Source organism: Bifidobacterium sp. B4081, assembly GCF_026537335.1.
In the GTDB taxonomy this organism is placed as follows: domain Bacteria; phylum Actinomycetota; class Actinomycetes; order Actinomycetales; family Bifidobacteriaceae; genus Bombiscardovia.
Genome location: NZ_JAFNMM010000001.1, coordinates 468,423 through 491,232 on the forward strand (window position 1 = coordinate 468,423; position 22,810 = coordinate 491,232).

Genomic DNA, 22,810 nt, shown 5'->3' on the forward strand with positions numbered 1-22,810 from the left:
GCAGAATGAAAGCCGAGTCGCTAGACCAAACTTCCTATAGGGAATGGAATTGTCGAAAGAGAGTCCGGTTAAGTCTCCAATAGGCAGAGTTTTAGATATACAAGTCGATAAACATATGGTTCAGCATATGTTTATCGACTATTAACGTGGTTGCTGCAAATACATGTATTTTGGACACATTGCCGCAGTTGAGGTTTTCATTAGCTGACTATGTAATTTTGGATCAAAATTTTTTATAGAAAATCATGTATTGCCTTGCTAAAAAGAACTTGAAATCAGAATATGATCCGCGCCGCTTAGGCAGCTGACGTGAGGTTCTATGCAAAAGCGTGGCAAAGAGTTGTCTTCTGTCGTGAAGGTAATTGTGCTGGAGTGTTTTGAGGTTGGCTGCTTTACATGCCAAGGCAGATCTTCAGTCTGCGTGCGACCCAATCTGATCTTTTGCGATGAGACCCAAAACAGTGACGTTTTCTGTGATTATTCAAGTACGTAACAGTTCATGAAGCTTGTGGTTACAGCTTTTATTCTCTCAACAGGGATATGCCGTAAAACTTGTACCCCCGGAGAGAGTCGAACTCTCGCTGTCAGATTGAAAGTCTGACGGCGGCACTATGTAAACCATTCTCATGATTCATGATAATACTCCAGGTGTGTACAAACAGTGTACTATTTTCCCATGAAAAAAGCCCCGCCAATGCGGGGCTGCTGATTTGCCTTACTTGAGCAGGTCCCAGATGCTGAACGTGGTCTTCCGGTAGATCTTGTTGTAGGCGGCTTTCCTGGGGTTCCGTATCCACCCCATGCCCTTCTTTCCGTATCCGGGGATGAGGGCCTTCTTCGCCTGCCTCTTCCACTTGCCCGTGGTTCGTGCCTTGAACGAGCGCTTGGGGCTGGGCGTGCGCATGCCGAACTTCATTGTTGCTGCCCCATGTGCGATTGCAAGTACTTGGAAAGGCTGTCGAAGAAGGTAGTGAGGTTCTTCGCGTTCTTGGAACCCTGCCATATGGCGTTGCCGCCAATCTTCGCGGCCACGGTGACGTTGACCTTCGCGCCGTCCCCGCTTGGGGAGACGACCGCCGTCATCTTCTCGCCCCATGTTGTCATGCTGATGCCCGTGTTGAAAGTGCAGGTGCAGGACAGATCGTCGGCGTGCTTGAGGGCGAAGCGGCTTGACTCTTCCAGCATTCCCTTCATCCCGTTGTACACAGTGCTGACAGGGAGATTGTAATAGCGCTCCTGCGCATCCTGGTTACCGCCGAATAGTCCCATTTCATTTATCCTTCCCTTGCGTCTTCGGTGACTACCAGCAGATTATCAGGAGCGGCCGAATTGCATAGTCAGCTGGGAGAATGCTGGATTGTTCAGGTGTAGCGAACATGGTATGTGACCAATACGTGAAATAAGACGTTTCTTGCCTTATTTGGCAATCGTTTGACCCTAGTTGGCACAACGTTTGCCAAGGATTGTTTTATGGGTCGAAACTGCAATGATATCAACTGATGTAACGTTTTGTCATCTCGCGCGGGTCGGGTACAGTGGTGCAAGTCACAAATAAGAGCCGCCTCGCAGACGGCATGACCTAGGAGCCAGATCTCGGTGCACTACCGCAGACTCGCGAAAATGCGATCAGCCCATCAGGCATATACGGACCAAATTGACACTTATCGTGTCCCGTCGTATCTTTAAAGCATTCGAACAAATGTTCGAGTGAAGCCCAGAGAAGGGCTCTACAGGGCATAAAAAAGGGAAGCCACCCACCGCCAAGTGATCGGCTCCCCTAGAAGTAGACACCTGAAAGGAGGTGCTGCTATGTAGTCTACACGGGTTTTGGGGATCAGTGCGCCGGGATAGGCACAAAACGTAAGACACATAGATAGGAACTGAATTGTATACAGCCAACGAAGCCAATGTAATACTGCGTGTGTGTAATGGCGATGAGCACAGCGAAAAAATAACGTCCCATCTCGTCACCCAGGGTTTGGTCTATATGGATCCTTGCGGAAATGCATGCCCGTCTACGAAGGCGCTTGCTCTGATGGGGGTCGGAATAAAGAAGATAGTCAGCATCGATCCGCATGGGAGCGTATCGGTGACAACTGAAGCATTGAGGCTAGCCGGCGAAGAATAAACACACTGTCCTGGCTATTGTTTTTTTGTTGCGCTAATTTCAAGGCTGGGATTCTCTCTTACTTGAGTGAATAGGTCGATAAGTTCGTCATGCAGGAATGGCGGCCGTTGGAGTTCTTCGGATGTCAAAGATCTCGGCCGTCCTTCCTTGTCTTTCCATTCAGGGGTGATGTATCCGTTTTGGATGTTCTCGGCATCTTGGCAGACCTTGGCGAATTGCTCGATCGGCGAGTAGCCGAGTATCTCACAGATGAGAGCAAACTCGCTGATTCTAACTGGAGCTTTTTCAGCGTTGACTAGGTCTCTTACGCGGTTGTATCTCAGCTGACCGCTGGATTTATCGACTATGTCGTTGAGTGTTGCGTGGCTGGCTGACATCATCTCTGCAATTGCGAGAGATGCAGCGTAGTCCATTGACGACCATGGGTAGCTTCTACTTGGCATGACTTCACTATAGCCCAAAAAGATTGCAAGAGCAATTATTTGATTGCACTTGCAATAATTCGGAAAACACTTTATGCTGATGTTATGCCTCAGATTGCAAGTGCAATAATCGATCAAAAAGACCTCTCTCGCGCTGCTATTCGTCTCTTGCGCGCAGAAGTCCTTATGTCCGATAAGAGCATGACTCAGATTGCACAAATGCTTGGAGTTGACAGGCAGACCATCGGCAGGCGTCTATCAAGAGAGACGATGCCTATGGATGCCTTTATCGGGATAGCCGATGCCATCGGCTCAGACCCGGTTGCTCTCCTTGCCGAGGCTGCAAAAAAAGAAAAGGAAAAGGCTCCCGCTGCTTCGGGAGCCACGACAGCAGCTAAAAGGACAGCCTATGTCTAAAGATATTATACAGCCCTTTGATTTCAAAGGGCATAGGGTTCGTACGCTCACGTTTGAGACGGGGCAGACCTGGTGGGTGCTCAAGGATGTGTGCGACGTCCTAGGTGTCAAAAACGCCACAGATGTGGCGAAGCGATTGGACCAGGATGAGGTGACTAGATTCAATCTAGGCGGCTTGTCAGGAGAGTCCAACATCGTCAATGAGTCTGGCTTGTACAAGATCATCCTCCGGTCGGATAAACCGCAGGCCCATGATTTCCAACGCTGGGTGACGCATGAGGTGTTGCCTTCGATCCGCATGCATGGGGGCTACATGCTGGGGCAGGAGCGTATGACTCCCGAGCAGATGGCCTTGGCGTCCATGCGCTGGCTTCAGTCAAAGGTCCGTGAGCAGGAGGAGCAGCTTGGCCGGCAACGGCCGAAGGTGCTGTTCGCGGATGCGGTCACTGCCTCGCATACGGACATACTCGTGGGCGACCTGGCGAAGATCCTCAAGGGCAACGGTGTGGACACCGGTGCTACCAGGCTGTTCGCCTGGATGCGCGAGCACGGGTATCTGATGAAGTCCGGCAGTGCTAAGAACATGCCGACGCAGAAGTCCATGGAGCTTGGCCTGTTCAGGGTCAAGGAGACGACCGTCGTGCATTCGGACGGGCATACCACCATCAACAAGACCCCCAAAGTCACCGGCAAGGGGCAGGCGTACTTCATCAGCCGCTTCCTCGACCAGAAAGACATGGGGGTGGCCGCATGAGCAGGAGCATCGAAGAGCTGAAAAGCGCGGAATACTGGTCGATACCCCAGGCATCGGCGGTGATGAACATCCCACTGAAGCGGATACGCCAGGCTGTGCTCGATAAGGATCTGCCGGCCAAGTATTTTGACACGCAGCTCGCAAAATTACGAGCTGACGATGTGCGGGCCTGGGCTGCTGCCGCCCCGGATGAGCCGGGAGGTGAGTGGGATGTGCCAGTACTCGCCGACTGAGCTTGCTTTGCTTGATTTGGAGCGTCTTGACCCGGCGACTCGTGCCCTCTATGGGCTGGGGGGTGGGTGTGATGCCCCTGTTGACTCCTGATGATATCCGGCGTGTGGCTTTTGACTGTCGCCGTGGCTGGTGGGTGTTCCCGGACCGGTATGACGCGGATGAGGTTGATGCCTATCTGGACGAGTGTGCGCTGACGGTAGCGGCGCTCGCAGACCAGTGTGAACGGCTTCGGGCGCGGGTGCCCTGGTCGCCGGCACGGATCGATGAAAAACCAATCGTAGTGAAGGGAAACAAATGAGTGACAAGGAATGGTATGAGGGCCTGCCGGCTGATGAGCTTGAGGGCAAGCATGTGCATGCGGTGTATGACTATGGCACGGTCGTCGATGGTGAATTGTGCCGGAATGGGCGGGTTCGTCTGGATCATAGGGCTGAGGATGGTGCGCCTGTTTTCGTGGTTGACGACGGTCGTGTGGTCAATACGTTTGCGCATATCCTGTCGGTGTCTTTGGTGTGGGATGAGCGCGACTGGGAGCAGATCCGCACGGTGGATATGAGCAAGGCCGACGCGATAGTGGTCAATGGCCGTCTTATACGGGTTAATGGACTCTCCGCTCACCATCAATTCCGCCCCGTTGTGGGGTTTTCAGTGTCTTTCGAGCATGTCTCGTGCGCTTTGCGCTGCCGTCACAGGCTGCCGACCGAGCTGGGCGCTTATCGGGGTGCTGATGGGACGCTGCTGATGCTGACTGATATAGGTCTGCCGGACAAGTGGGTGTACGTTTCTGAGGACTTCAAGGAGTGCGGCGTCTTTCTCGGAGACGAGCAGGCGGAGCAGCATCTGCCTTTGACTCCTGTGCATTTCGTGGACGGGAGGGCCGAGTGATGGCGTCTGATATCAGGCAGATTTCCGATAGTGAGTATTTCGCTGACCCTGCTTTGGACCAGTCGGCTTTGAAGCGGTTCATGGTGTCGCCTTTGTCGTATGTGGATTATCTGGATCATGGCCTGGACGTGTCGGGTGATGCTTTGGAGTTCGGCAGGGCGGCTCACGCGCTGGTGCTGGGCACTGGCGCGGAGATTGTGGAGCGTCCGAATCTGCGCACGAAGGCGGGCCGGGCCGAGATGGAGGAGCTGAAGGCGAGGGGTGCGGCGGTGTTGTCTGCTGCCGACCTGTCGAAGGCTGAGGCGATGGCCGCGGTCACGTCACCTTACTTCAAGGCGATACCGGGCAGGCCGGAGGTGGCCGTGTTCGCTGATGATCCGTCTTCCGGCTTGGCGTTGAAGGGCAAGTATGACTGGCTGCCTGACGCCCCTGACGAGGATGGGGTGCTGCGTATCCGCGATTACAAGACCACGGCTTCGGACCCTCGTGATTTCCCCAGGGATGCGGCCCGTCTGGGCTATCACATCCAGGCGGCCTTCTACATGATGCTCTACCGGCTGACCGGCTACGAGGGTCCGATCGGTTTCGAGTTCGTGGTGCAGGAGAAGAAGCGCCCTTACGACTACATGCTGTGGCGGATGGCTGAGGACGGTCAGGAGATCGGCATGGCCCGGGAGCATATCGCGCAGGCCCTGGACGAGCTGGCCGGGTTCAAGCGCGACAGTCCCGACGGCTGGAAACAGAGGATGGCCTGCTACGGGCTGGACAAGACCCCCAGGGACGTGCAGTTCCCGGGCTGGCGGATCGATCGCGAGTACGAGGAGATGGAAGCATGAGCGGGCAGGAAAACAAACCAGCAGAGGGCACGGTCTGGGAGCGCATCCAGAACGCCCGGAGGGAGATGTCCCTGGAGAAGTCGGGGCAGATGGTCATCAAGGGCAGCCGCATCCGGTATGCGACCATCGACGACCTGTACAAGTCGGTCAACAGTGCGCTCGGCAAGCAGGACCTGTGGCTGAGCACCCCGCTGATCGACAATGCGGTGCATGTGCGGGTCGTGGACGTGAAGACCGGCAAGGGCGAGGACCTGCTGGCCTACCCGTGCGTGCTGACCGGCCAGGACGTGAAGAAGGATGCGGGCACGTGGACGAGCTGCAAGCGGTACGCGATCACCAGCGCCTTCAACCTCGCCTCCGGTGACGAGGGCGGTTCGGAGCAGATGGCCGTCAAGGAGGAGGAACGCGCCCAGCGTGGCTTCGTGGGCCGTCAGCGGTTCCGCGGCGTGCCCGATCAGGAGCTGACCCGGATCAGAGCGGCCCTGGTCAAGGCCGGCATCACGCATCCGGACGAGCAGCGGCATAGGGTGAGCGCCATCATCGGCAGGCCCGTCACGGGCAGGCTGTCGGACGCGCGCCTGACCCCCGCCGAAGCAGACAAGCTCCTGGCGACCCTGGGCGAGACTGGTGGTCTTGAGGCTGAGGCTGGTGGTGCCCGATGATGCGGATAAAAGAGATCAAAGGGTTCTTCGGCAAGCATTCTGACGGCACGGTGCAGGTGTATGAGTGCGACCAGTGTGGTGCCAGGACGTATGCGCCCGGCTTGGATGGGTGCCCTTTGTGTGGTGACAGCGGCAAGCCGTCGGACCGGTATGTGACGGCGCTTGACACGGTGGACTCGTATATGCAGGTCAGGGGCAGCCGGGTGTGCGGTGCTGATTGCGGTTGGCCGTCCTTGCAGACCGTGTATGCGGCCGTCGCCCCTGGGACGGTGACGAATGCCCGGTTTGACCTTGACGACGTGGGTATCAATGCGACCAGGGCAGGTATCGGCGGCAATCCGTTCCATGCCGGGTATCGGGAGGTTTTCCTACTGGCTCTGGACGATATCAACCGGTATGGGACGCAGGCGTTGGCCGAGGAGCTGGTGAGCAGGGTCGTCAAGGATCTGGGGGCGCGTCATGCCGATCAGTGACCTGGCACTGCTTGGTGCCGGCGTGTGCGGCGCGATCCTGTTCTTCGCGGTTCCTTGGACGCTGGTGGAGCCTCGGCTTGGCCTGGTGGACCTGGCTGCCCTCGTGTGCGGCTTCTGGTGCATGGACCGGGGTGAACGGCTATGACTCTGCCTACTCGTCCTGGATGCTCGTGTGCGACGTGCGCGCGTCTGACTTCCAGCATCTGCGAGAAGTGCCATAGGTCCTCGTGCGCGCACGCCTTGTGGTGCGGGTACGAGTGCAACGCTGAGGCAGCTGCAAGGCATGGGGCGACCAGACCCTGCTGGACCAAAGACAAACCCATCAAAATCAAGAAATTCGTGAAGGAGGCCAAGTAATGGCCGGAGATACATGCTGCAAAGAAGGCTGCGAAGGCAAAGCCGTTAAACGCCGCATGTGCAACAAACACTATTTGCGCTGGTATAAGCAGACCCCCAAGGAGGAAAGACCTAAAGTTCTGCGTCAAATGGATGAAGCGACTAGGTTCTGGGCAAAAGTGCAAAGGAAGGGCGTTTCATCGTGCTGGCCTTGGCTAGGAGGCCGCGCAGGAAGTCGTGGGACGTTTGCTTTTCACGGTAGAACGAGGAAATCTGCGGCTGTAGCCCTGTTGCTGTCTGGGGAGAACCCTCAAGGCGGGAAACAGTGTGCATTACACCGTTGCGACAACCCCAACTGTGTCAATCCGCGTCATCTTTATTGGGGGAGCAGGGCTGATAATGCGGCTGATGCGTTTGCACGAAACCGTATCCCTCTTGGAGAGGAACGGTCTACGGCAAAGCTGACTGAAGCTGAGGTTGTGCAGATACGCCTGCGTTATGCAAAAGGTGAACGCGGCAGTGATCTGGCCAAGGAATACGGCATTAGCAGACCCACGCTTTATCAAATTACTTCTGGCAAGAAGTGGGCATCTGCTGGCGGACCGATCACATTCAAGCACTCAACAAAATGGGCCAAAGAGAAGAAGGACACCTATGTCAAATGAAGTTCAGATCTGCATTGTCGGTAATTTGACTGCTGACCCTGAGATGCGGACCACGTCCAACGGTGGCACGGTGGCGAACCTGACGATCGCGTCCACGCCGAGGCTGTTCGACCGGGATTCGGGCCAGTGGGAGGACGGGGAGACGCTGTTCATGCGTTGCTCCGCCTGGGATTCCACTTACAGTCCCATGGCCTCGAACATCCAGGCCAGCCTGGCCAAGGGCATGCGGGTCATCGCCCGTGGCCGCTTGGAGCAGCGTTCGTATCAGGATCGTGAGGGCAACAAGCGCACGGTCGTGGAGATGCGCCTGGACGAGATCGGGCCAGCGCTGACAAGGAACACCGCGCAGGTGACCCGGAACGGCAATGGTCAGCAGCAGGCTCCGCCACAGTCGCATCAGTGGGGGAGCAGTCCCCAGCAGTGGGGCGGCCAGCAGGCCCAGGCTCCCGCTGCCCAACAGCAGGACCCGTGGGGAGGTGCCGGCAATGACGATCCAGTTTTTTAACCCTCATGCGGGCATCGAGCAGCCGGTCGACTGGGATGCGGTGGAGGAGGCCGAGCTCAGACGCGAGGAGGAGGGCGAGCAAAAGGCCGAGCTGGAGCGTGACCGCAGATACGTGGAGGGCCTGATATGAGCCGTAATCGCAAGAGCGCCAAGCGTGCTGGTGCGGATATGGAGACCGCTACGGCGTCTTATCTGGCCTGGGGTCTTGATGATCCGAGGGTGGAGAGACGCCACCTGTCCGGGTCCCAGGACCGGGGAGACATCAATGGCATCATGCATGACCAGCATCGGGTGGTCATCGAATGCAAGAACACGGCCCGCATGGACATTCCCAAGCATCTTGACCAGGCGCAGAAGGAGGCCGTGAACGATGGCGCTACATTCTGGGCCGTCGTGCAGAAGCGTGCCGGAATCGGGATTGATTCGAGGGAGACGGTGGGCCAGCAGCTGGTCTACATGACCTTGGAGCAGTATGCGCTGCTCCTCAACCACGGGGAGCCATTGGGGCCCGATGCGGAGGCCACGTCATGAGGTATGTGAGCATCTTCAGCGGCATTGAAGCGGCGTCGGTGGCTTGGCGTCCTCTTGGCTGGGAGCCGGTGGCGTTCAGCGAGATTGAGCCATTCCCGAGCGCCGTCCTCGCGGCACGGTATCCACGGGTGCCGAATTTCGGGGACGTCACGAAGATTGATTGGAGAGTACACAGTGACTGCACTACAGCCGACCTTGTGGTCGGAGGATCCCCTTGCCAGTCCTTCAGCATCGCCGGACGTAGGGAGGGCCTTGAGGGAGCCTCCGGGCTCATGTGGGAGTATGTACGAGCAATACGCGAGCTCCGTCCTCGCTGGCTTGTCTGGGAGAACGTGCCGGGAGCGCTCTCAAGCTCGGGAGGGGAGGATTTCCGATGCTTGCTGCGAGCCTTGGATGGTCTCGGGTATGGTCTGGCATGGCGAATTTTGGATGCGCAGTACTTCGGAGTGGCCCAGCGACGCAGACGTGTGTTCCTTGTCGGCAGTCTTGGAAGCCAGCGTGCCGCGGAAGTACTTTTTGAGCCCGAAAGCCTGCGCTGGGATCATCCGACGGGCAGGGCAAAGAGGCAAGCTCTTGCCAGGCAGGCTCAAGGCAGCCTTGGAGACGCAGATGATGGCGGAGGCTGCCTGACCCCCTGGGATACGCAGTCACGGCGCGTCTACCGGCCTGACGGCGCATGGCCGACCCTGGACACAAGGGCACGTTCAGGAGGCGACGGCAGGGCCGTGGCTTTGGACTATCACCCGCAGGGTTCGCGCATCAAGTATGCCGATGAGGATGTGAGCCAGACACTGTCGGCGCGCATGGGCACCGGAGGCAACAACGTGCCCCTCGTGCAGGAGAGGACTGTGGCTTTTCTGCCCAACGCGGGCCATAGGGCGGGGTCGATGGCGGTCAGCGAGGAGCTGAGTCCCACGCTTAAGACCGAGCACAATCCTGCGGTGCTGTGCGCCAGCAACCGCGGCCCGCGCTCATCCATAGGGGAGGACGTGTCCCCGTCCCTCATGGCAGCTGATGACAAGAACCCGAATGTGGTGCTGTGCGCCACTGACAGTGGGTCGAATGCGGCCATCGGTGAGGATCTCACCCCTACGCTGACTGCGCATGACGCCAAAAGCGCCAGCTACGTGTTCTCCGCTAAAAACGCGGCTACGGCCGGTTTGAGCGTGAGCTCTGATACGAGTCCCACCTTGTCCGCGACCAAGCAGCCCGCCGTGTCAGGCGGTGGCATGGTGCGCCGGCTCATGCCCGTGGAGTGCGAGCGGCTGCAAGGCTTCCCGTCAGGTTGGACCGACGTGCCGTACAAGGGCAAGGATCATGCTCCCGACAGTCCCAGATACAAGGCCCTCGGCAATTCCATGGCCGTGCCGGTCATGGCTTGGATCGGGTGGCGCATCCAGCAAGCGGAGGAGCCGACTCATGACGTGGCTTGACCCGCCTGCCCTGGTGATTGCCCGGCAGCTTCGTGAGCCGGCCAGCAGACGCCGGTACACGCGCCGCCTGCACGACCTTGATCCCGTGCATGGCGGGCACCGGTCCAGGGAGGACATGTGCCTGCTGCATGAGACGCCACGCGAGCGGGTGCTCTTCCCCGGCTGTCGGAGGCGCATCACTGACCTGCGGGGCAACCGGTACGGGCGGCTCATGGTGACCGGGTTCGGCGGCAGGCGGGGCAGGGTGCTCACCTGGGTATGCCGATGCGACTGCGGCAGGAGCGTCACCGTCAGGGCAGCCAACCTGGTTAAGGGGCATACGCGCTCATGCGGATGCCTGGCCAGAGAGCACAGCCTCAGACTCGCTCAGCAGATCAACGAGAGGAAGAAAGGAGGGAACCATGCGGATCAGGAGCATCAAGCCTGAATTCTGGAGGAGCGATGACATAGATGCCCTGTCCATACCTGACCGGCTGCTGTTCATTGGCTTGTGGTCGTACGTGGATGATAACGGCGTGGGGCTTTGCAGCCTCAAGGATATCGTCGGCGACCTGTTCGCGGGGGATATGACCAGAGACTCTCAAGAGACTCTCCAGAGAGTCTCGGAAGGTTTGAGAACGCTTTCCCGGCATGGTCTGATCGAGGTGTATCGGGTCGATGACAAGGATTATCTGCATGTCACGCACTGGTCCGACCATCAGGTGATCAATCATCCGGCGAAAGCGCGATACCCGTTGCCAGACAAGGGTTCCGAGCCTCCTCTCATGCTGTTTACCGAGACTCTCAAGAGACCCTCTGGAGAGTCTCTTGCCTGGAACAGGGGAACAGAGGAACAGGGGAACAGGGGATATATACCCCCTATAGCCCCCCAAGGGGGGCAGAGCGAATCCGAATCCGAATCACGTCAACCCTCAACAGACCCCATCCCCGAGTTCGATCAGCTGATGGCTATTTACCCGAATCATGACAATCCTGACGATGGCCTCCGCGAGCTCAAGCGGGTTCTGCACCGTAAGAGCCCGCACACCAGCTTCGTTGCTCTCCTGGCCGGGGCTCAGATCCTGGCCAATGAGCACAGGGATCCGCGTTACGTGCCGACCTTGGGCAACTGGCTGCGGAAAGGCGGCTGGAAGAACAAACCCAAACCGAGGGCACCTGCGTCGTCGGGCTTGAGCAAGTCGCAGCAGAACCTCGACCACAACCGCCAGGTGGTGGAGGAGATCATCGCCCAGGAGCAGGCGACGTCAAGACAGCCACAGGCCGGGAAGGAGCTGACGGCATGAGCAAGCAGATCACACAGGCGGAAGCGGCCCTGGTCTACGCCAAGATCATGACCCACCACGGGAACATGCCTTTCGAAGCCAGCGACGCCCAGCAGTTCTGGCATGAGCTGGACGACGCTGTGAACCTGGTGGATGCGAACGTGGCTGTCGAAGAGTTTTATGGCTCGCACCCGGGCACCGACTGGATGCGGTCTGGTGACGTGAACATCCTCACCAAGCGGATGCGCGCCAAGCGGGTCCCTGAGAACGCGGAGATCGAGCGGCTCATGGACCGGGCGGGCATCGACTCGGACCATGCGACTGTATACCGGCGCAAGCTGGTCCACGACACCGGGCAAGGCATCCCACTGGAGCAGGCCCACGCCATCGCGGTGGAAGCCTCCCGACGGCTGATCATCGAGGCACCCAAATCGAAACCCAAAGCCAAGCCCGTCCGGCATTTCATCGGCCACGGGCAGACGAAAGCAGGAGACATGCAGATTCAAGACGTGATCGGAGGAGCAGCATGAGCGGAGTTTCGGACCCTGACCCTAGTCCGAGTGAGGGCGAGACGGGAAAACGCGAGGAAGACCCCAAAGAAGAGCATATGGAGGCAATGAAGCGCGAAGCCGAACAACTGTTCAAGCAGTGGGAGAAAACGAAGGAGGCAGCATGAAGACCACGACAATCATCACCGCGAAGATCAAGCCAGACATCTACAGGCTTATCGAGCAGGGAAGAAAACGCTACGAGGTCAGGGACGAGTCCTTCCATCAGGCTGACGCGATCCGGTACGTGGACGCCGAAACCGGCAAAGTGCTGGGAGTGTACCGGCTAGGCCCGGAGGATGACTTCGACCGCACCCACGACCCGCTCATCCAGAGCCTGTCGGGAGTGGATGACGACACCTTCCACAGGCTGTTTCCCAAGACGGTAGACTTCGGAATTCTCATCAAAGGAGTGGATCGTCTTCACGTCGCACCCATCCGGTCTCGTACCAGCCTGGATGCCATCTTCCCGGAGGAGGCGGCATGAGTGACAGGTTGATGACTTACCATCGGTTGGCCTGTGACTGGCCGGGCTGCAAGGAGACCGCCCAGAACGACCTGTACGACGGCAATGCCACTTACCAGGAGGCAGTAGGCCAGTGGGCTTATTTGCCAGAAGAGGAGTGTAACGAGTTCCTGGATAAGGACTTTCTGCATGATCCCGCCACGGGACTGGATTACTGTCCCGACCATTGGCATTGGGATGGCAGCCGCCGCGTGCCCGGGCCCAGGGGGCGGTCATGAGTGACATGACCTTTCCCGCGCATACGCTGGCATGCGACTGGCCAGGATGCGAGCAGACCGCCAGCGATGACATGTACAGCGCCTGGGAAAGCTACGACACCGCCGTAATCATGTTCGCCGACCCAGAGAACGACGGTGAATGGCTGCACACGGACGACGGGAAAGACTACTGCCCGAAACACTGGCACTGGGACGACGAGCATGGACGAGTCCCAGGGCCCGAACCGGAGGAGACGGCATGACCTGAGCAAGCCAGCAGGCCAAGGCTCTGCAATCAATCCGCGATGGGGCCGACGACGAGCAGATACGCCGCCGATACGGCTACCCGCAGACGGTCATCCAAGCCATGCGCACGACGATCGCCAAGGAAGCAGCACACCAGGAAGGACCAGAATTTTGAACGACAAGGAGGCCACACGATGAGCGAATGGCATGGTGCGGACATCCACGTCAGAAGAGACGGGGTGTCCATCAACGGCGTGGACTTGAGCAACTGCGTGGAGGATGGGTCGGTCAAGATACTCCCGCCCGTCAACGAGGTGCCCGTCCCGAGACTCCAGCTGACCGTGTTTGCCGACAAGATCACCACCGAAAGGAGCGGCAGTGGCAGGGAGTAAGTGCCCGATCTGCGAGGGCCTGCCCAGAGGCCCCTTGTGCAAGGACCATAGGCGTGAGCTCGCCAAGACCATCCACGGGCTCAGATTTGGCCTGGTGGAGCTGAAGCGGGTCGAACGGCGGGAGGTGCACTACTCAGCCGGCACCGGAGGAGGAGCCCATCCTGCTTTCGCCCCCGCTGCCATCGATATCAGCGCCGCAACCCTCTACGACCAGGTGGAGGACACGCTCCAGGACGTTGCGGGAGATATCGGAGTGTGGGGCGGCAAGGCACCGGTGCTCATCGCCAGGCTCCAAGCCAGCATGGGCCGGCTCGCTGACGCGCCTAACTCAGGCCGCGACTACAGGCAGCTCACCAACGCATACAGGCGGGTCAAGCTACAGATCACGCCGCCCGAGGAGCGGATCATCCACGGACACTGCCTCAACCCGGCTTGCAGGACCGACATTCCAGGAGTGGCGGACGACCGGATGGCCACATGCCCCGCCTGCGGCAGCACCTGGTCGGTCTCGGCGCTCAGGCGGGCCAGGGTGGAGGAGCTGCAAGGGCAGACCATCACCTGCACGCCCAAGGACGCGGCCGAATGGACGCAATGGCAGACCGGACGCAAGGTCAGCCGGAACCGAGTCGATATGTGGATCAAACGCGGGAAACTGCCCTCAGCAGTGCGATCGGAAGAGACGGGCAAGTGGGTGTTCGACACCAGCGAGCTCATAGCCTGCGCATAAGCAACGGGGCTTGACAGAGTCGGCTTGTTACGCTATATTTGTTACAGTTGGTTTTATTGTAAGGGTCGGGCAGAGATGTCCGGCCCTTTATTGATCACGTTTGATCTGTTCAAAGAGACGATCCAATTCGTCAAAAGACGTGTCTATTGAATTATTGAAAACTTTGTATTCATCACATGAATACCCATACATGTCAAGCAACCTGATCAGGTAGCGACCTTTGACGGCAGCCATCGACGGGGCGAAGCGGTCATAGGCCAGTCTATAGAATTCGCCAACCACATCCACAAGCTCCAAGGCGATCCCAAAAGCCTTGTCGACAATAGCCTTCCGCTCGTTTTTCCTGTTTTGATGAATGTTATAAACAGCCAAACACAAGGCAACAAGCGTACCAGCAGCTGTGGCTATGGAGCTGAATGCTTCCCAATCCCATCTCATGGCACAAGATATAGCACTTGCCTGCAGGTCCTTCAGCTTATCTAACGCTAATCAAACACGACATTAAGGAGCCATCATGGCTGGGTTCGACCAAGCACTCAAATACCTCAAAGACCATAGAGGTGAGCAGGTGAGCGTTCGACTGCCCCATTGGTCGCAGGATGTGGACATCCGCCTGCGCACGGCCCAGGACGACCGACAGACCAGGGATGCAGGACAGCCCACCCACGACTACCTGACAGCCGCATCCCGATACGGGTACATCCCCTGGATCCCCACCCAGATCGAGCTCCTGTCCGACGACTGGCAGCTGTGCGACATTACAGGCAAAGTCATAGCCGAATAACACACTTGCCCGCAGGTTCTTTTCCCCTCACTTTCCGCCTGCGGGCATCATCCTTGCCTGGCCACGCCACAAACCCAACCACTGGACGCGAGCCAGGCATCCCACTCATCCATCCCCTCGGCCAGGCAGGAGGGCTTCCATGCCGCTGAGCCGGTGCGCGTGGCACAACTGCCCGCGGCTTGTCCCTCGAGGTCAGCGTTACTGCAAGGACCACAGGCAGGAGCATGAGAGGGAGCGAGGCTCGGCCTCTCGTCGTGGCTATGGTGCAAGGCATCAGGCCGAGAGGGCCAGGTGGTCCCGGTACCTGGCCCAGGGGCATGCCGTGCTGTGCAGCAGATGCGGCAAGCCGATACGACGCGGCGAGGCGTGGGACCTGGGGCACACCGACGACCGGCTTGCATGGACTGGTCCTGAGCATTCGCACTGCAATCGCAGCGCAGGGCAAGCCAACAGCGTGCGCATGCGCGAGCATTGGACCTGAACCAACGACCACGACCGGCCAGGCCAAGCCTGACAGGCGGCAAACAACAGCACAACGACAGGCAAACAGCGAACAGCGAACGACGGCGATGCAAGACGAGAAGCCGGAATCGATCTTTGAAGATGAGAGCGTCGACGAATCATCAGACCTGCCCACCCCCAGGGGGGTGACCCCCCGGGCGGGCCTTCTAGACCGCCGGTGAGGTGGCTCGCAGGTGCGGAGGGTTCAAACATTTGCAGAAGCATGCGCGGGAGGCGAGGTGAGCGGCCATGGTGTCCGGAGGAGCCCGCGCCCGTTCGGGCCCGGCCTATGACCCGAATTCCGCCCGTTCGGACCGTCTGGGACGGTCTTCCGGCGGCGCCTTCGCCCTGGACGCGAACGGCTACCGGTACAAGCCCCCTAGATTCCCTCTAGGCACCTATTTGTTGGAGGACGATGCCGCGACCGAACGCTGGCATGAGCGCGAGCTCGAAGTGTGGAAGGGCCTGTGGAGGCTTCCGCAGGCCATCGCCTGGCATGACCCCTGCTACGCCTATCTGCAGGGGACGGTGGCCCTGTATGCGCGCCAGTACGTGATCTGCGAATCCTCCTCGTCGACGGCCTCGGACCGGGCGACGCTGGCCCGGTATGCGGACACCATCGGCCTTACCCCGCAGGGCCTGAAGCTCAACGGGTGGAGGATCGTCCCGCACGAGGCCAAGACCAGGAAGAAGACCAGGCCGGCCAGGAACGTGATCGCTTTCCCGAGCGCGAGGGAACGGTACGAGGAGATGGGGTGAGCTGTTTTGGCGAAGAAATCCCGTCACACCCCGCCGAAGTCGCTCGGTTTCCTGTTCGCCGACTGGACGGCCTGGCACTGCGTGGTGCCCAGCGGATTCGACCTGGGCAAGCCCTTCATCCTGACCGGCTGGCAGCTGCTTAACGCGGTGGACTTCTACACGGTACGTGCCGACGCCTCCTATGACGTGCGCCGGCCTTTGCAGGGGTCCGCATACAAGTGGCGCCGGGGCCAGATCGTGGGCGGGCAGAAGCTGGGCAAGAGCCCCTTCGGCGCAGCCGTGGCATGTTTCGAGGGCGGCGGGCCGTGCGTGTTCTGCGGCTGGGCCAAGGGCGGCGAAGTGTACCGGTGCTCCGACTGGGGGTGCGGGTGCGGCTTCGAGTACGAGTACCGTCCGGGCGAGCCCATGGGTATGCCCAGGCGCACCGCCCTGGTGCAGCTGCTGGCCAACTCCGAGGAGCAGACCGCCAACGTGTACCGGCCGCTGCAGACCATGATCCGCAACGGAAGGCTTTCGGACCTGATGACCGTGCGCGAGGGGTTCATCCGCCTGCCCAACGGCGGGCGCATCGACCCGGTGACCGCCTCGGCCAGGTCCAAGCTGGGCAACCCCGTCAACTTCGCCCTGCTGGACGAGTCCGGCATCTACACGCGCCGATCCGGCATGTTCGAAGTGGCCGACACGGTGCTTCGAGGCGTATCCGGCATGGACGGGCGCATGCTGGAGCTGACCAACCCCTGGGACCCCATGGATGCGAGCTTCGGCCAGGCCACCTACGAGAGCCGCCGCGACGACATCATGAAATACTTCCCCAGGCACGACCCGAGCCTGGACTTCACCGACCCCAAGGACCGGCGGAAGATCCTCGAATTCGTCTACAAAGGCTCACCGTGGGTGAACCTGGACGCGGTGGAGGCCACGGCCTCCGAACTGCTGGAACGCGACCCGGCGCAGGCCAGACGGTTCTTCGGATGCGAACTGGTGCAGGGCCTGGGCTCCTACATGCCCGAGCAGCTGTACGACAGCACGGCCGTGGACCGCGAGCCGCCGCCCGAAGGGTCGGAGATCTGCATGGGCTTCGACGGCTCCCAGTCCGGCGACTGGACCGCCCTGCGGGCCGAGACCATGGACGGATGGCGGTGGACCCCCACCTACGGACCGGCCAAAAGACCAGCCTGGTGGAACCCCAGGGAATGGGAGGGACGCATCCCGCGCAGCGAGGTCGACGCCTGCGTGTCCGAACTGTTCGCAAAATACCGGGTGATGCGCTTCTACTGCGACCCGCACCCATGGGAGACGCAGGTGGACGAATGGGGCGAACGCTACGGGGAGGACACGGTGGTCGCCTGGCCCACCAACCAGGTGGGCCGCATGTACGACGCGCTGGTCCGATTCAGGGAGGACACGGCGGACGGCACCACCACGCATTCGCCCGACCCGACCGCCAAGCTGCACATGATGGCGGCCCGCATGGTCGCCAAGCCCGGCGACAGGTTCGTCCTGGGCAAGCCCAGCGAAAACCAGAAGATCGACATCAGCATGGCCGACATCCTCGCCCACGAGGCCGCCAGCGACATGAGGGCGCTCGGATGGAACGGCGACCACAGCAAGGCATTCGTATTCAGCGACTACGACGAAGGGGACTGGCATGGCGCAAACGGGTCTATCTTCTGACGAGCAGACGCTGGTCCGCTCCCTCTACTACCGGCTGACGCGCCTGCGCCGCACCCACCAGCAGCTGGACGACTACTACCGTGGCGCGCAGATGCTCCAGATTCTCGGCATCGCCGTCCCCCCGGAGCTTCGCGCCTTCGAATTCCCCTTGAACTGGCCACGGGTGACCGTGGACACGGTGGTGCAACGCCAGCATGTGCGCAGCTTCAGCATGCCCGACCAGCCACAGGCCAGCGACCAGCTGTGGGAGATCTGGGAGGCCAACAACATGGAGTCCCAGAGCGTGCTGGCGCACCTGGAGACGCGCATCCAGGGGCACGGGTTCGTCGCCGTCGGAGCGAACCCTGACGACAAGGCGCATCCGCTGATCACGGTGGAATCCTCCAAGTCCATGATCGCCCGCATCGACCCCAGGACCCGCAGGATCACCGCCGCCCTGCGCGTCTACTACGACCCGTACCGGGCCAACGCGCCCACCCAGGCCACCCTCTACCAGCCCGACTCCACCGTCTACCTGGACAAGGGGGCCGGATGGGACTGGGCCGTGACCGACCGGGACGAGCACCATCTGGGCCAGGTGCCCGTCGTCCAGTTCATCAACCGCCCCCGGGTGGGCGACTTCACCGGCGAAAGCGAAATGCAGGACGTGCTGCGCCCCACCGACATGGCCGCCAGGGCGCTCATGGACCTGCAGGTGGCCATGGAGACGCACGCCGTGCCCGGCAAATGGGCCGTGGGCCTGTCCGACAAGGACTTCATCGACGCCAGGACCGGCAGGATCGCCACACCCTGGCAGGCCTACTACACGGCGATGACCACCAGCAAGTCCAAGGATGCGAAATTCGGGCAGTTCACGGCCAGCGATCTGAGCAACTTCAAGACCGTGATCGACCTGCTGGCCGAGCAGGTCAGCGCCGTCACCGGCCTGCCCGTCCGCTACTTCGGGCAGAACAGCGCCAACCCGGCCAGCGAAGGCGCCATCCGCGCCGACGAGGTGCGCCTGGTCAAGAACGTGGAGCTGAAGAACAGCCTGGACGGCGACTCCTGGGGGGATGTGATGGCCCTGGCCTGGCGGATGGCCACCGGCGACCAGGTGGACGGGCACCGCATACGCACCGACTGGGACGACCCCAACACGCCCACGTTCGCGCAGAAGGCCGACGCGATCCAGAAGCTCGTCGCCACGGGGATCCTCAGCAGGGAGGGGGCCTGGGACGAGCTCGGCTGGTCCGAAGCCCGCAAGGACAAGGAACGCGAACGCTTCACCGACGACGACATGCAGGACTGGGGCTACGTGAAGCCCATGGACGGGGAGGACGACCATGAGGACCATGGCGGGGCAGGACCTGCCCCAGACGGCGGTCAGACAGGCCAGAAGACTCCGAAAACGCAGCAACAGGCTGGCCAGAAGGATCACGCTCCTGTGGCGGGCCAACGCCGGCAGTGACTTCTCCGGCTCCTACGCGGCCATCATGCCGGCCCTGTTCGCCTCGCTGGACCAGGCGCAGCAGGCCACGGCAGCCGACTCCGCAGCCGCCACGCCGGAAGCCATGCGCGAGCTGGACGGACACCCCCTGTACGCGCAGTACCCGGTCGACCCCCGCCAATGGGTGGGCGTGGACGGGGCCGGCTACGACACCCTGGACGACATGTGGGGGGCGGTCGTCGCCGGCAAGCAGGCCGTCAAAAAAGGCCTGGACGAGCAGATCGCCCTGAAAGTCATCGAGGACCAGCTGCAGCAGCGTGCCAGGACCATCCTGGCCGACACCTCCCGGTCCGCATCGGCCATGGCCGCACGAAGCCGGCGCCACACGGCCGTCTGGGTCAGGGCACTCACCCCGCCCTCATGCGGCCGGTGCGTCATCCTCGCCGGCCAGCCCAGCGGCGCCAAGGCCTTCGAACGCCACCCCAGATGCGACTGCATCGCCGTGTACGCCACCCGCATGCCCGACAGCGCCTGCGCCGACCCCAGGGCCTGGCTGGACCGGCTGGACGACAGGCAGCTGGCCAGGACGCTGGGCAGCCGGGCCAACGCGCGCGCCTACCGTGACGGGGCCGATCTGAACGCCCTGGTCAACGCCTACCGGCGCAAGGGCAGCGTCAGCGCCGCCCAGGCCTGGGACCGGCGCATCAAATACACCACCGAATCCACCACCAGGCGCGGCTACGCCTCACACCGGATGATCGACGCCGGCTACGCGAAGGACTTCGTCAAAAAGGGAGGCCGTTCTACGCGGGTGGACAGGCCCAGGCTCATGCCCGAGACCATCTACCAGATAGCCGGCAGCGACCACGACAAGGCGCTCCGGCTCCTGCACAACTACGGCTGGCTCGACTAGCCGACAAACAAATTTTCCACCGGGCGCGCGAGGCGTCCGGCGCAGCCATGCGACATGGCAACAGCAAGGAGAAACGATGCACAACCTCAAATGGATGCGAATGCGCGACCTGTACTGGATGCGGATACGCACCATCGACCAGCCGGACGCCGAAGGGCAGGGGACGGGCGACCCGGACCCGCAGACCCAAGGCCAGGCCGGCAATCAAGGTCTGGAGCAGGGCCAGGGCGACGAGCCGCTGGGCGAAGGCGGCAAGAAGGCCCTGGAGGCCGAACGCCAGGCAGCCAAGGCCGCGAAGGCCAGGGCGGCCGAACTGGAAGCCAAGCTCAAGGAATACCAGGACCGCGACAAGAGCGAGGAGCAGAAGCAGGCCGAAAAGCTCGAACAGCTCCAGCATGATGCCGAGGCCAGCCGGCGCAAAGCCACCCAGTACGAGGTGGCCGCCTCCAAGGGCATCCCCCTCAAGCTCGCCACCAGGCTGCGCGGGGAGACCGCCGAGGAGATGGCCAAGGACGCCGAGGAGCTCTCCGCCCTGATCAGCACAGCCGACCACAAGCCTCCGGCACCCAAGCCCGACAAGAGCCAGGGCATGGGCGGAGGCCCCAAACCCGCGAACCTGGCCGAGGCCATCGCCGGACACTACAAGCAGTAAAACCCACTAAGGAGAATCCGTATGGCAGTCACACTGGCGGAAGCCAAGAACAACACGCTCGAGGACTACGACCCCATGGTCATCGACGAGTTCCGAAAGAACTCCGAGATCCTCGACTCCCTCATCTTCGACGACGTGGTCAACCCGGCAGGCGGCGGGGCGACGCTCACCTACTCCTACCGCCGGCAGACCACGCAGCCCACGGCCGCATTCCGCGCCCTGAACAGCGAGTATGAGCCGCAGGAGGTCAAGACCGAGAAGAAGAGCGTCGACCTGGCCGTCCTGGGCGGCGCCTTCGAGGTGGACCGGGTCATCGCCGGTCTCGGGCCCGCAGCATCCGGAGCGGTCACCCAGAACCTGATCCAGAAGATCAAGGCCACCACCACCCTCTTCCAGGACACCGTCATCAACGGCGACCAGGACAAGAACGAAAACAGCTTCGACGGCCTGGACAAGGCACTGACCGGCTCCTCCACCGAGGACACGGACAGCAAGCCCGACTGGACCGACATGAGCGATTCCGGGTTCAACATCCTGGACAGCCTGGACGAGTTCCTCTCCTTGCTGGACGGCACCCCCACCGTGCTGGTCGGCAACGAGAAGGCCCTGGCCAAGATCCGCGCCGCTGCCCGACGCTCCAGCGCCTGGACCCGCAGCCCGGTCGATGACCTGATGGGCGCCAACGGGCGGCCCATCACCCGGGAGACCTACGGAGGCATCACCCTCGTGGACGCCGGCGCCAAAGCCGGCACCAACGACCCGATCATCCCCGTGGCCGCCGACGGCACCACCAGCGTGTACGCCTACCGGGTCGGCCTGGACGGCTTCCACGCGGTCAGCACCGCCGGAGGCCAGCTGGTCAAGACCTGGCTGCCCGACTTCAGCACCGCCAAGGCCGTCAAGTCCGGCGAGGTCGAGCTGGGGCCCGTGGCCGTCTGCCTGAAGGCCACCAAGGCCGCCGCCGTCCTGCGCGGCGTCAAGGTCATGGCCGGCGCCAAGCCCGCAAACAAGTGACCATGGCAGGCGACGACAAGCAGCGGCACGCGAAATATGCGGAACTCCAGGACGTAGCAACCGCCCTGGGCAGAAGCATCGACCAGGACGGGGCCGAAGGCCGGCAGATGCAATACTGGCTCGACAAGGCCGAAAGGAAAGTCCGCTCCCGCGTGCCCCTCCTGGACGAGTGGGCCAGCCAGGACCCCGCCTATAAGGACACCGTCAAGGACGTGCTCGTCAGCGCCGTGGAACGCAAGGCCCTCAACCCCGAGGGCCTGCGCTCCGTCATGACCCAGGTCGACGACGGCAACATCCAGCAGACCATCGACTCGACCCGCTCCACCGGAGAGATCATCATCCTCGACGAGGAATGGGAGCAGCTCCTCCGCATCGACAACACAGGCAGGAACAGCATCCAGGCCCAAATGGACCCCGTATACGTGCCCCTGCCCTCATACCCCTACGCCTATTAGGAGGCCGGCATGGACCCAGCAAGCATGATCGCCGCCAGCCTGCCCAGGCTCAGGCGCGCAGCCGAAAGCCTCATGACCGACACCATCCGCATCACCCGGCCCGGAAAGCCAGCCGTCGACCCGGTGACCGGCGCGGAAACCCCGACCGGCGAGGTCCTGTACGAGGGGCCGGGCAAGGTACAGACCTCCGGGGGCATGGCCTCCCAGACGAGCACCGCGTCCGGCGACTCCTCCAACGTAGGCGGGCTCGTGCCCCAATGGTCCTTGTACCTGCACCTGCCTATTTCCGCCACGGGACTGCGGGAGAAGGATGTGGCCCTGGTGGTCGACTCCCAGGACCCTGACCTGAAGGGCAGGTGCATGAGCCTGGTCAACATGCAATCCGAGAAGACCCTGGCGACGGCCAGACGCTGGAACGTGCAGGAGATACCCGAGCAAAACGAGGAGGACTGA

General features: G+C 61.2%; 35 protein-coding genes, 1 tRNA gene and 1 pseudogene. 32 read left to right on the forward strand and 5 right to left on the reverse strand.

Features of this window, described 5'->3' with window-relative positions:
- Positions 1-555 precede the first annotated feature (555 nt).
- The 4 genes from J3T92_RS02020 to J3T92_RS02035 form a co-directional block, all read right to left on the reverse strand.
- A tRNA-Glu gene (locus J3T92_RS02020) sits at positions 556-652 on the reverse strand.
- Between the two features lie 63 nt (positions 653-715).
- Positions 716-916 carry a hypothetical protein gene (locus J3T92_RS02025; protein WP_267399464.1) on the reverse strand — a complete coding sequence of 67 codons (201 nt, stop codon included), beginning with the start codon at positions 914-916 and terminating at the stop codon, positions 716-718.
- Positions 913-1,269 (reverse strand): hypothetical protein, encoded by a 357-nt coding sequence (locus J3T92_RS02030; protein ID WP_267399466.1) that lies wholly within the window; start codon positions 1,267-1,269, stop codon positions 913-915. Before J3T92_RS02030 ends, J3T92_RS02025 begins: the two co-directional genes overlap by 4 nt.
- Positions 1,270-2,142: 873 nt before the next feature.
- Positions 2,143-2,541 carry a hypothetical protein gene (locus J3T92_RS02035; protein ID WP_267399467.1) on the reverse strand — a complete coding sequence of 133 codons (399 nt, stop codon included), beginning with the start codon at positions 2,539-2,541 and terminating at the stop codon, positions 2,143-2,145.
- 69 nt (positions 2,542-2,610) lie between these two features.
- Here J3T92_RS02035 and J3T92_RS02040 point away from each other — a divergent pair, with 69 nt between their 5' ends.
- The 23 genes and pseudogenes from J3T92_RS02040 (at position 2,611) to J3T92_RS02145 (ending at position 14,179) form a co-directional block, all read left to right on the forward strand.
- Positions 2,611-2,967 (forward strand): hypothetical protein, encoded by a 357-nt coding sequence (locus J3T92_RS02040; RefSeq protein WP_267399468.1) that lies wholly within the window; start codon positions 2,611-2,613, stop codon positions 2,965-2,967.
- Entirely contained in the window at positions 2,960-3,721 is a 762-nt protein-coding gene (locus J3T92_RS02045) for a phage antirepressor KilAC domain-containing protein (protein ID WP_267399469.1), read from the forward strand. Before J3T92_RS02040 ends, J3T92_RS02045 begins: the two co-directional genes overlap by 8 nt.
- Positions 3,718-3,954 carry a hypothetical protein gene (locus tag J3T92_RS02050; RefSeq protein ID WP_267399470.1) on the forward strand — a complete coding sequence of 79 codons (237 nt, stop codon included), beginning with the start codon at positions 3,718-3,720 and terminating at the stop codon, positions 3,952-3,954. The genes J3T92_RS02045 and J3T92_RS02050 overlap by 4 nt, the downstream gene beginning before the upstream one ends.
- A gap of 295 nt (positions 3,955-4,249) precedes the next feature.
- A complete protein-coding gene (locus J3T92_RS02055; RefSeq protein ID WP_267399471.1) occupies positions 4,250-4,840 on the forward strand; it encodes a hypothetical protein in 591 nt (196 codons plus the stop codon).
- Complete coding sequence (locus J3T92_RS02060) at positions 4,840-5,676, forward strand: PD-(D/E)XK nuclease family protein (RefSeq protein ID WP_267399472.1); 837 nt, start codon at positions 4,840-4,842, stop codon at positions 5,674-5,676. Before J3T92_RS02055 ends, J3T92_RS02060 begins: the two co-directional genes overlap by 1 nt.
- Positions 5,673-6,338: a hypothetical protein gene (locus J3T92_RS02065; protein ID WP_267399474.1), complete on the forward strand. Its 666-nt coding sequence runs from the start codon at positions 5,673-5,675 to the stop codon at positions 6,336-6,338. Before J3T92_RS02060 ends, J3T92_RS02065 begins: the two co-directional genes overlap by 4 nt.
- A complete protein-coding gene (locus J3T92_RS02070; protein WP_267399475.1) occupies positions 6,335-6,811 on the forward strand; it encodes a hypothetical protein in 477 nt (158 codons plus the stop codon). Before J3T92_RS02065 ends, J3T92_RS02070 begins: the two co-directional genes overlap by 4 nt.
- Positions 6,798-6,956 carry a hypothetical protein gene (locus tag J3T92_RS02075; RefSeq protein ID WP_267399476.1) on the forward strand — a complete coding sequence of 53 codons (159 nt, stop codon included), beginning with the start codon at positions 6,798-6,800 and terminating at the stop codon, positions 6,954-6,956. Before J3T92_RS02070 ends, J3T92_RS02075 begins: the two co-directional genes overlap by 14 nt.
- Positions 6,957-7,167: 211 nt before the next feature.
- Complete coding sequence (locus tag J3T92_RS02080) at positions 7,168-7,812, forward strand: helix-turn-helix domain-containing protein (RefSeq protein ID WP_267399477.1); 645 nt, start codon at positions 7,168-7,170, stop codon at positions 7,810-7,812.
- The gene (gene ssb / locus J3T92_RS02085) at positions 7,802-8,317 is read left to right on the forward strand and encodes a single-stranded DNA-binding protein (RefSeq protein WP_267399478.1); all 516 of its coding nucleotides are present in this window, start codon (positions 7,802-7,804) and stop codon (positions 8,315-8,317) included. Before J3T92_RS02080 ends, ssb begins: the two co-directional genes overlap by 11 nt.
- The gene (locus tag J3T92_RS02090; RefSeq protein ID WP_267399479.1) at positions 8,298-8,447 is read left to right on the forward strand and encodes a hypothetical protein; all 150 of its coding nucleotides are present in this window, start codon (positions 8,298-8,300) and stop codon (positions 8,445-8,447) included. The genes ssb and J3T92_RS02090 overlap by 20 nt, the downstream gene beginning before the upstream one ends.
- Positions 8,444-8,848: a hypothetical protein gene (locus tag J3T92_RS02095; RefSeq protein WP_267399480.1), complete on the forward strand. Its 405-nt coding sequence runs from the start codon at positions 8,444-8,446 to the stop codon at positions 8,846-8,848. The genes J3T92_RS02090 and J3T92_RS02095 overlap by 4 nt, the downstream gene beginning before the upstream one ends.
- Positions 8,845-9,327, forward strand: a pseudogene (locus J3T92_RS09495) (DNA cytosine methyltransferase); the annotation flags it as partial. The gene J3T92_RS02095 and the pseudogene J3T92_RS09495, both read left to right, overlap by 4 nt.
- Positions 9,328-9,852: 525 nt before the next feature.
- Positions 9,853-10,281 carry a DNA cytosine methyltransferase gene (locus J3T92_RS09500; protein ID WP_416378909.1) on the forward strand — a complete coding sequence of 143 codons (429 nt, stop codon included), beginning with the start codon at positions 9,853-9,855 and terminating at the stop codon, positions 10,279-10,281.
- Positions 10,268-10,708: a hypothetical protein gene (locus J3T92_RS02105; RefSeq protein ID WP_267399482.1), complete on the forward strand. Its 441-nt coding sequence runs from the start codon at positions 10,268-10,270 to the stop codon at positions 10,706-10,708. Before J3T92_RS09500 ends, J3T92_RS02105 begins: the two co-directional genes overlap by 14 nt.
- Complete coding sequence (locus J3T92_RS02110) at positions 10,683-11,564, forward strand: hypothetical protein (RefSeq protein ID WP_267399483.1); 882 nt, start codon at positions 10,683-10,685, stop codon at positions 11,562-11,564. Before J3T92_RS02105 ends, J3T92_RS02110 begins: the two co-directional genes overlap by 26 nt.
- Positions 11,561-12,073 carry a hypothetical protein gene (locus J3T92_RS02115; RefSeq protein ID WP_267399484.1) on the forward strand — a complete coding sequence of 171 codons (513 nt, stop codon included), beginning with the start codon at positions 11,561-11,563 and terminating at the stop codon, positions 12,071-12,073. Before J3T92_RS02110 ends, J3T92_RS02115 begins: the two co-directional genes overlap by 4 nt.
- Positions 12,070-12,219: a hypothetical protein gene (locus J3T92_RS02120; RefSeq protein WP_267399486.1), complete on the forward strand. Its 150-nt coding sequence runs from the start codon at positions 12,070-12,072 to the stop codon at positions 12,217-12,219. The genes J3T92_RS02115 and J3T92_RS02120 overlap by 4 nt, the downstream gene beginning before the upstream one ends.
- Positions 12,216-12,578 carry a hypothetical protein gene (locus J3T92_RS02125; protein WP_267399487.1) on the forward strand — a complete coding sequence of 121 codons (363 nt, stop codon included), beginning with the start codon at positions 12,216-12,218 and terminating at the stop codon, positions 12,576-12,578. Before J3T92_RS02120 ends, J3T92_RS02125 begins: the two co-directional genes overlap by 4 nt.
- On the forward strand, positions 12,575-12,835 hold the full coding sequence (locus tag J3T92_RS02130; protein ID WP_267399488.1) for a hypothetical protein: 261 nt from the start codon (positions 12,575-12,577) through the stop codon (positions 12,833-12,835). Before J3T92_RS02125 ends, J3T92_RS02130 begins: the two co-directional genes overlap by 4 nt.
- A complete protein-coding gene (locus tag J3T92_RS02135; RefSeq protein ID WP_267399489.1) occupies positions 12,832-13,077 on the forward strand; it encodes a hypothetical protein in 246 nt (81 codons plus the stop codon). The genes J3T92_RS02130 and J3T92_RS02135 overlap by 4 nt, the downstream gene beginning before the upstream one ends.
- 177 nt (positions 13,078-13,254) lie before the next feature.
- Positions 13,255-13,452, forward strand: a complete 198-nt coding sequence (locus tag J3T92_RS02140) for a hypothetical protein (RefSeq protein ID WP_267399490.1) — start codon at positions 13,255-13,257, stop codon at positions 13,450-13,452.
- A complete protein-coding gene (locus J3T92_RS02145; protein ID WP_267399491.1) occupies positions 13,439-14,179 on the forward strand; it encodes a hypothetical protein in 741 nt (246 codons plus the stop codon). Before J3T92_RS02140 ends, J3T92_RS02145 begins: the two co-directional genes overlap by 14 nt.
- An 87-nt stretch (positions 14,180-14,266) precedes the next feature.
- On the opposite strand, the gene J3T92_RS02150 is transcribed toward J3T92_RS02145, so the two are convergent.
- Positions 14,267-14,617 carry a hypothetical protein gene (locus J3T92_RS02150; RefSeq protein ID WP_267399492.1) on the reverse strand — a complete coding sequence of 117 codons (351 nt, stop codon included), beginning with the start codon at positions 14,615-14,617 and terminating at the stop codon, positions 14,267-14,269.
- Positions 14,618-14,693: 76 nt separating this feature from the next.
- On the opposite strand from J3T92_RS02150, the gene J3T92_RS02155 reads away from it, so the two are divergent.
- The 9 genes from J3T92_RS02155 to J3T92_RS02195 all read left to right on the forward strand — a co-directional run bounded on the left by J3T92_RS02155 (position 14,694) and on the right by J3T92_RS02195 (position 22,810).
- Positions 14,694-14,963, forward strand: a complete 270-nt coding sequence (locus J3T92_RS02155; protein ID WP_267399493.1) for a Thoeris anti-defense Tad2 family protein — start codon at positions 14,694-14,696, stop codon at positions 14,961-14,963.
- 750 nt (positions 14,964-15,713) lie between these two features.
- Positions 15,714-16,223, forward strand: a complete 510-nt coding sequence (locus J3T92_RS02160; protein WP_267399494.1) for a hypothetical protein — start codon at positions 15,714-15,716, stop codon at positions 16,221-16,223.
- A gap of 6 nt (positions 16,224-16,229) precedes the next feature.
- Positions 16,230-17,897, forward strand: a complete 1,668-nt coding sequence (locus J3T92_RS02165) for a hypothetical protein (protein WP_267399495.1) — start codon at positions 16,230-16,232, stop codon at positions 17,895-17,897.
- Positions 17,872-19,344: a phage portal protein gene (locus J3T92_RS02170; protein ID WP_267399496.1), complete on the forward strand. Its 1,473-nt coding sequence runs from the start codon at positions 17,872-17,874 to the stop codon at positions 19,342-19,344. The genes J3T92_RS02165 and J3T92_RS02170 overlap by 26 nt, the downstream gene beginning before the upstream one ends.
- Positions 19,229-20,236, forward strand: coding sequence for a hypothetical protein (locus J3T92_RS02175; protein ID WP_267400226.1), 1,008 nt, complete (start codon positions 19,229-19,231; stop codon positions 20,234-20,236). Before J3T92_RS02170 ends, J3T92_RS02175 begins: the two co-directional genes overlap by 116 nt.
- 76 nt (positions 20,237-20,312) lie before the next feature.
- The gene (locus J3T92_RS02180) at positions 20,313-20,888 is read left to right on the forward strand and encodes a capsid assembly scaffolding protein Gp46 family protein (RefSeq protein ID WP_267399497.1); all 576 of its coding nucleotides are present in this window, start codon (positions 20,313-20,315) and stop codon (positions 20,886-20,888) included.
- 21 nt (positions 20,889-20,909) lie between these two features.
- The gene (locus J3T92_RS02185) at positions 20,910-21,902 is read left to right on the forward strand and encodes a major capsid protein (protein ID WP_267399498.1); all 993 of its coding nucleotides are present in this window, start codon (positions 20,910-20,912) and stop codon (positions 21,900-21,902) included.
- A gap of 2 nt (positions 21,903-21,904) precedes the next feature.
- Positions 21,905-22,357, forward strand: coding sequence for a Gp19/Gp15/Gp42 family protein (locus J3T92_RS02190; RefSeq protein WP_267399499.1), 453 nt, complete (start codon positions 21,905-21,907; stop codon positions 22,355-22,357).
- A gap of 9 nt (positions 22,358-22,366) precedes the next feature.
- Positions 22,367-22,810, forward strand: a complete 444-nt coding sequence (locus J3T92_RS02195) for a DUF6093 family protein (protein ID WP_267399501.1) — start codon at positions 22,367-22,369, stop codon at positions 22,808-22,810.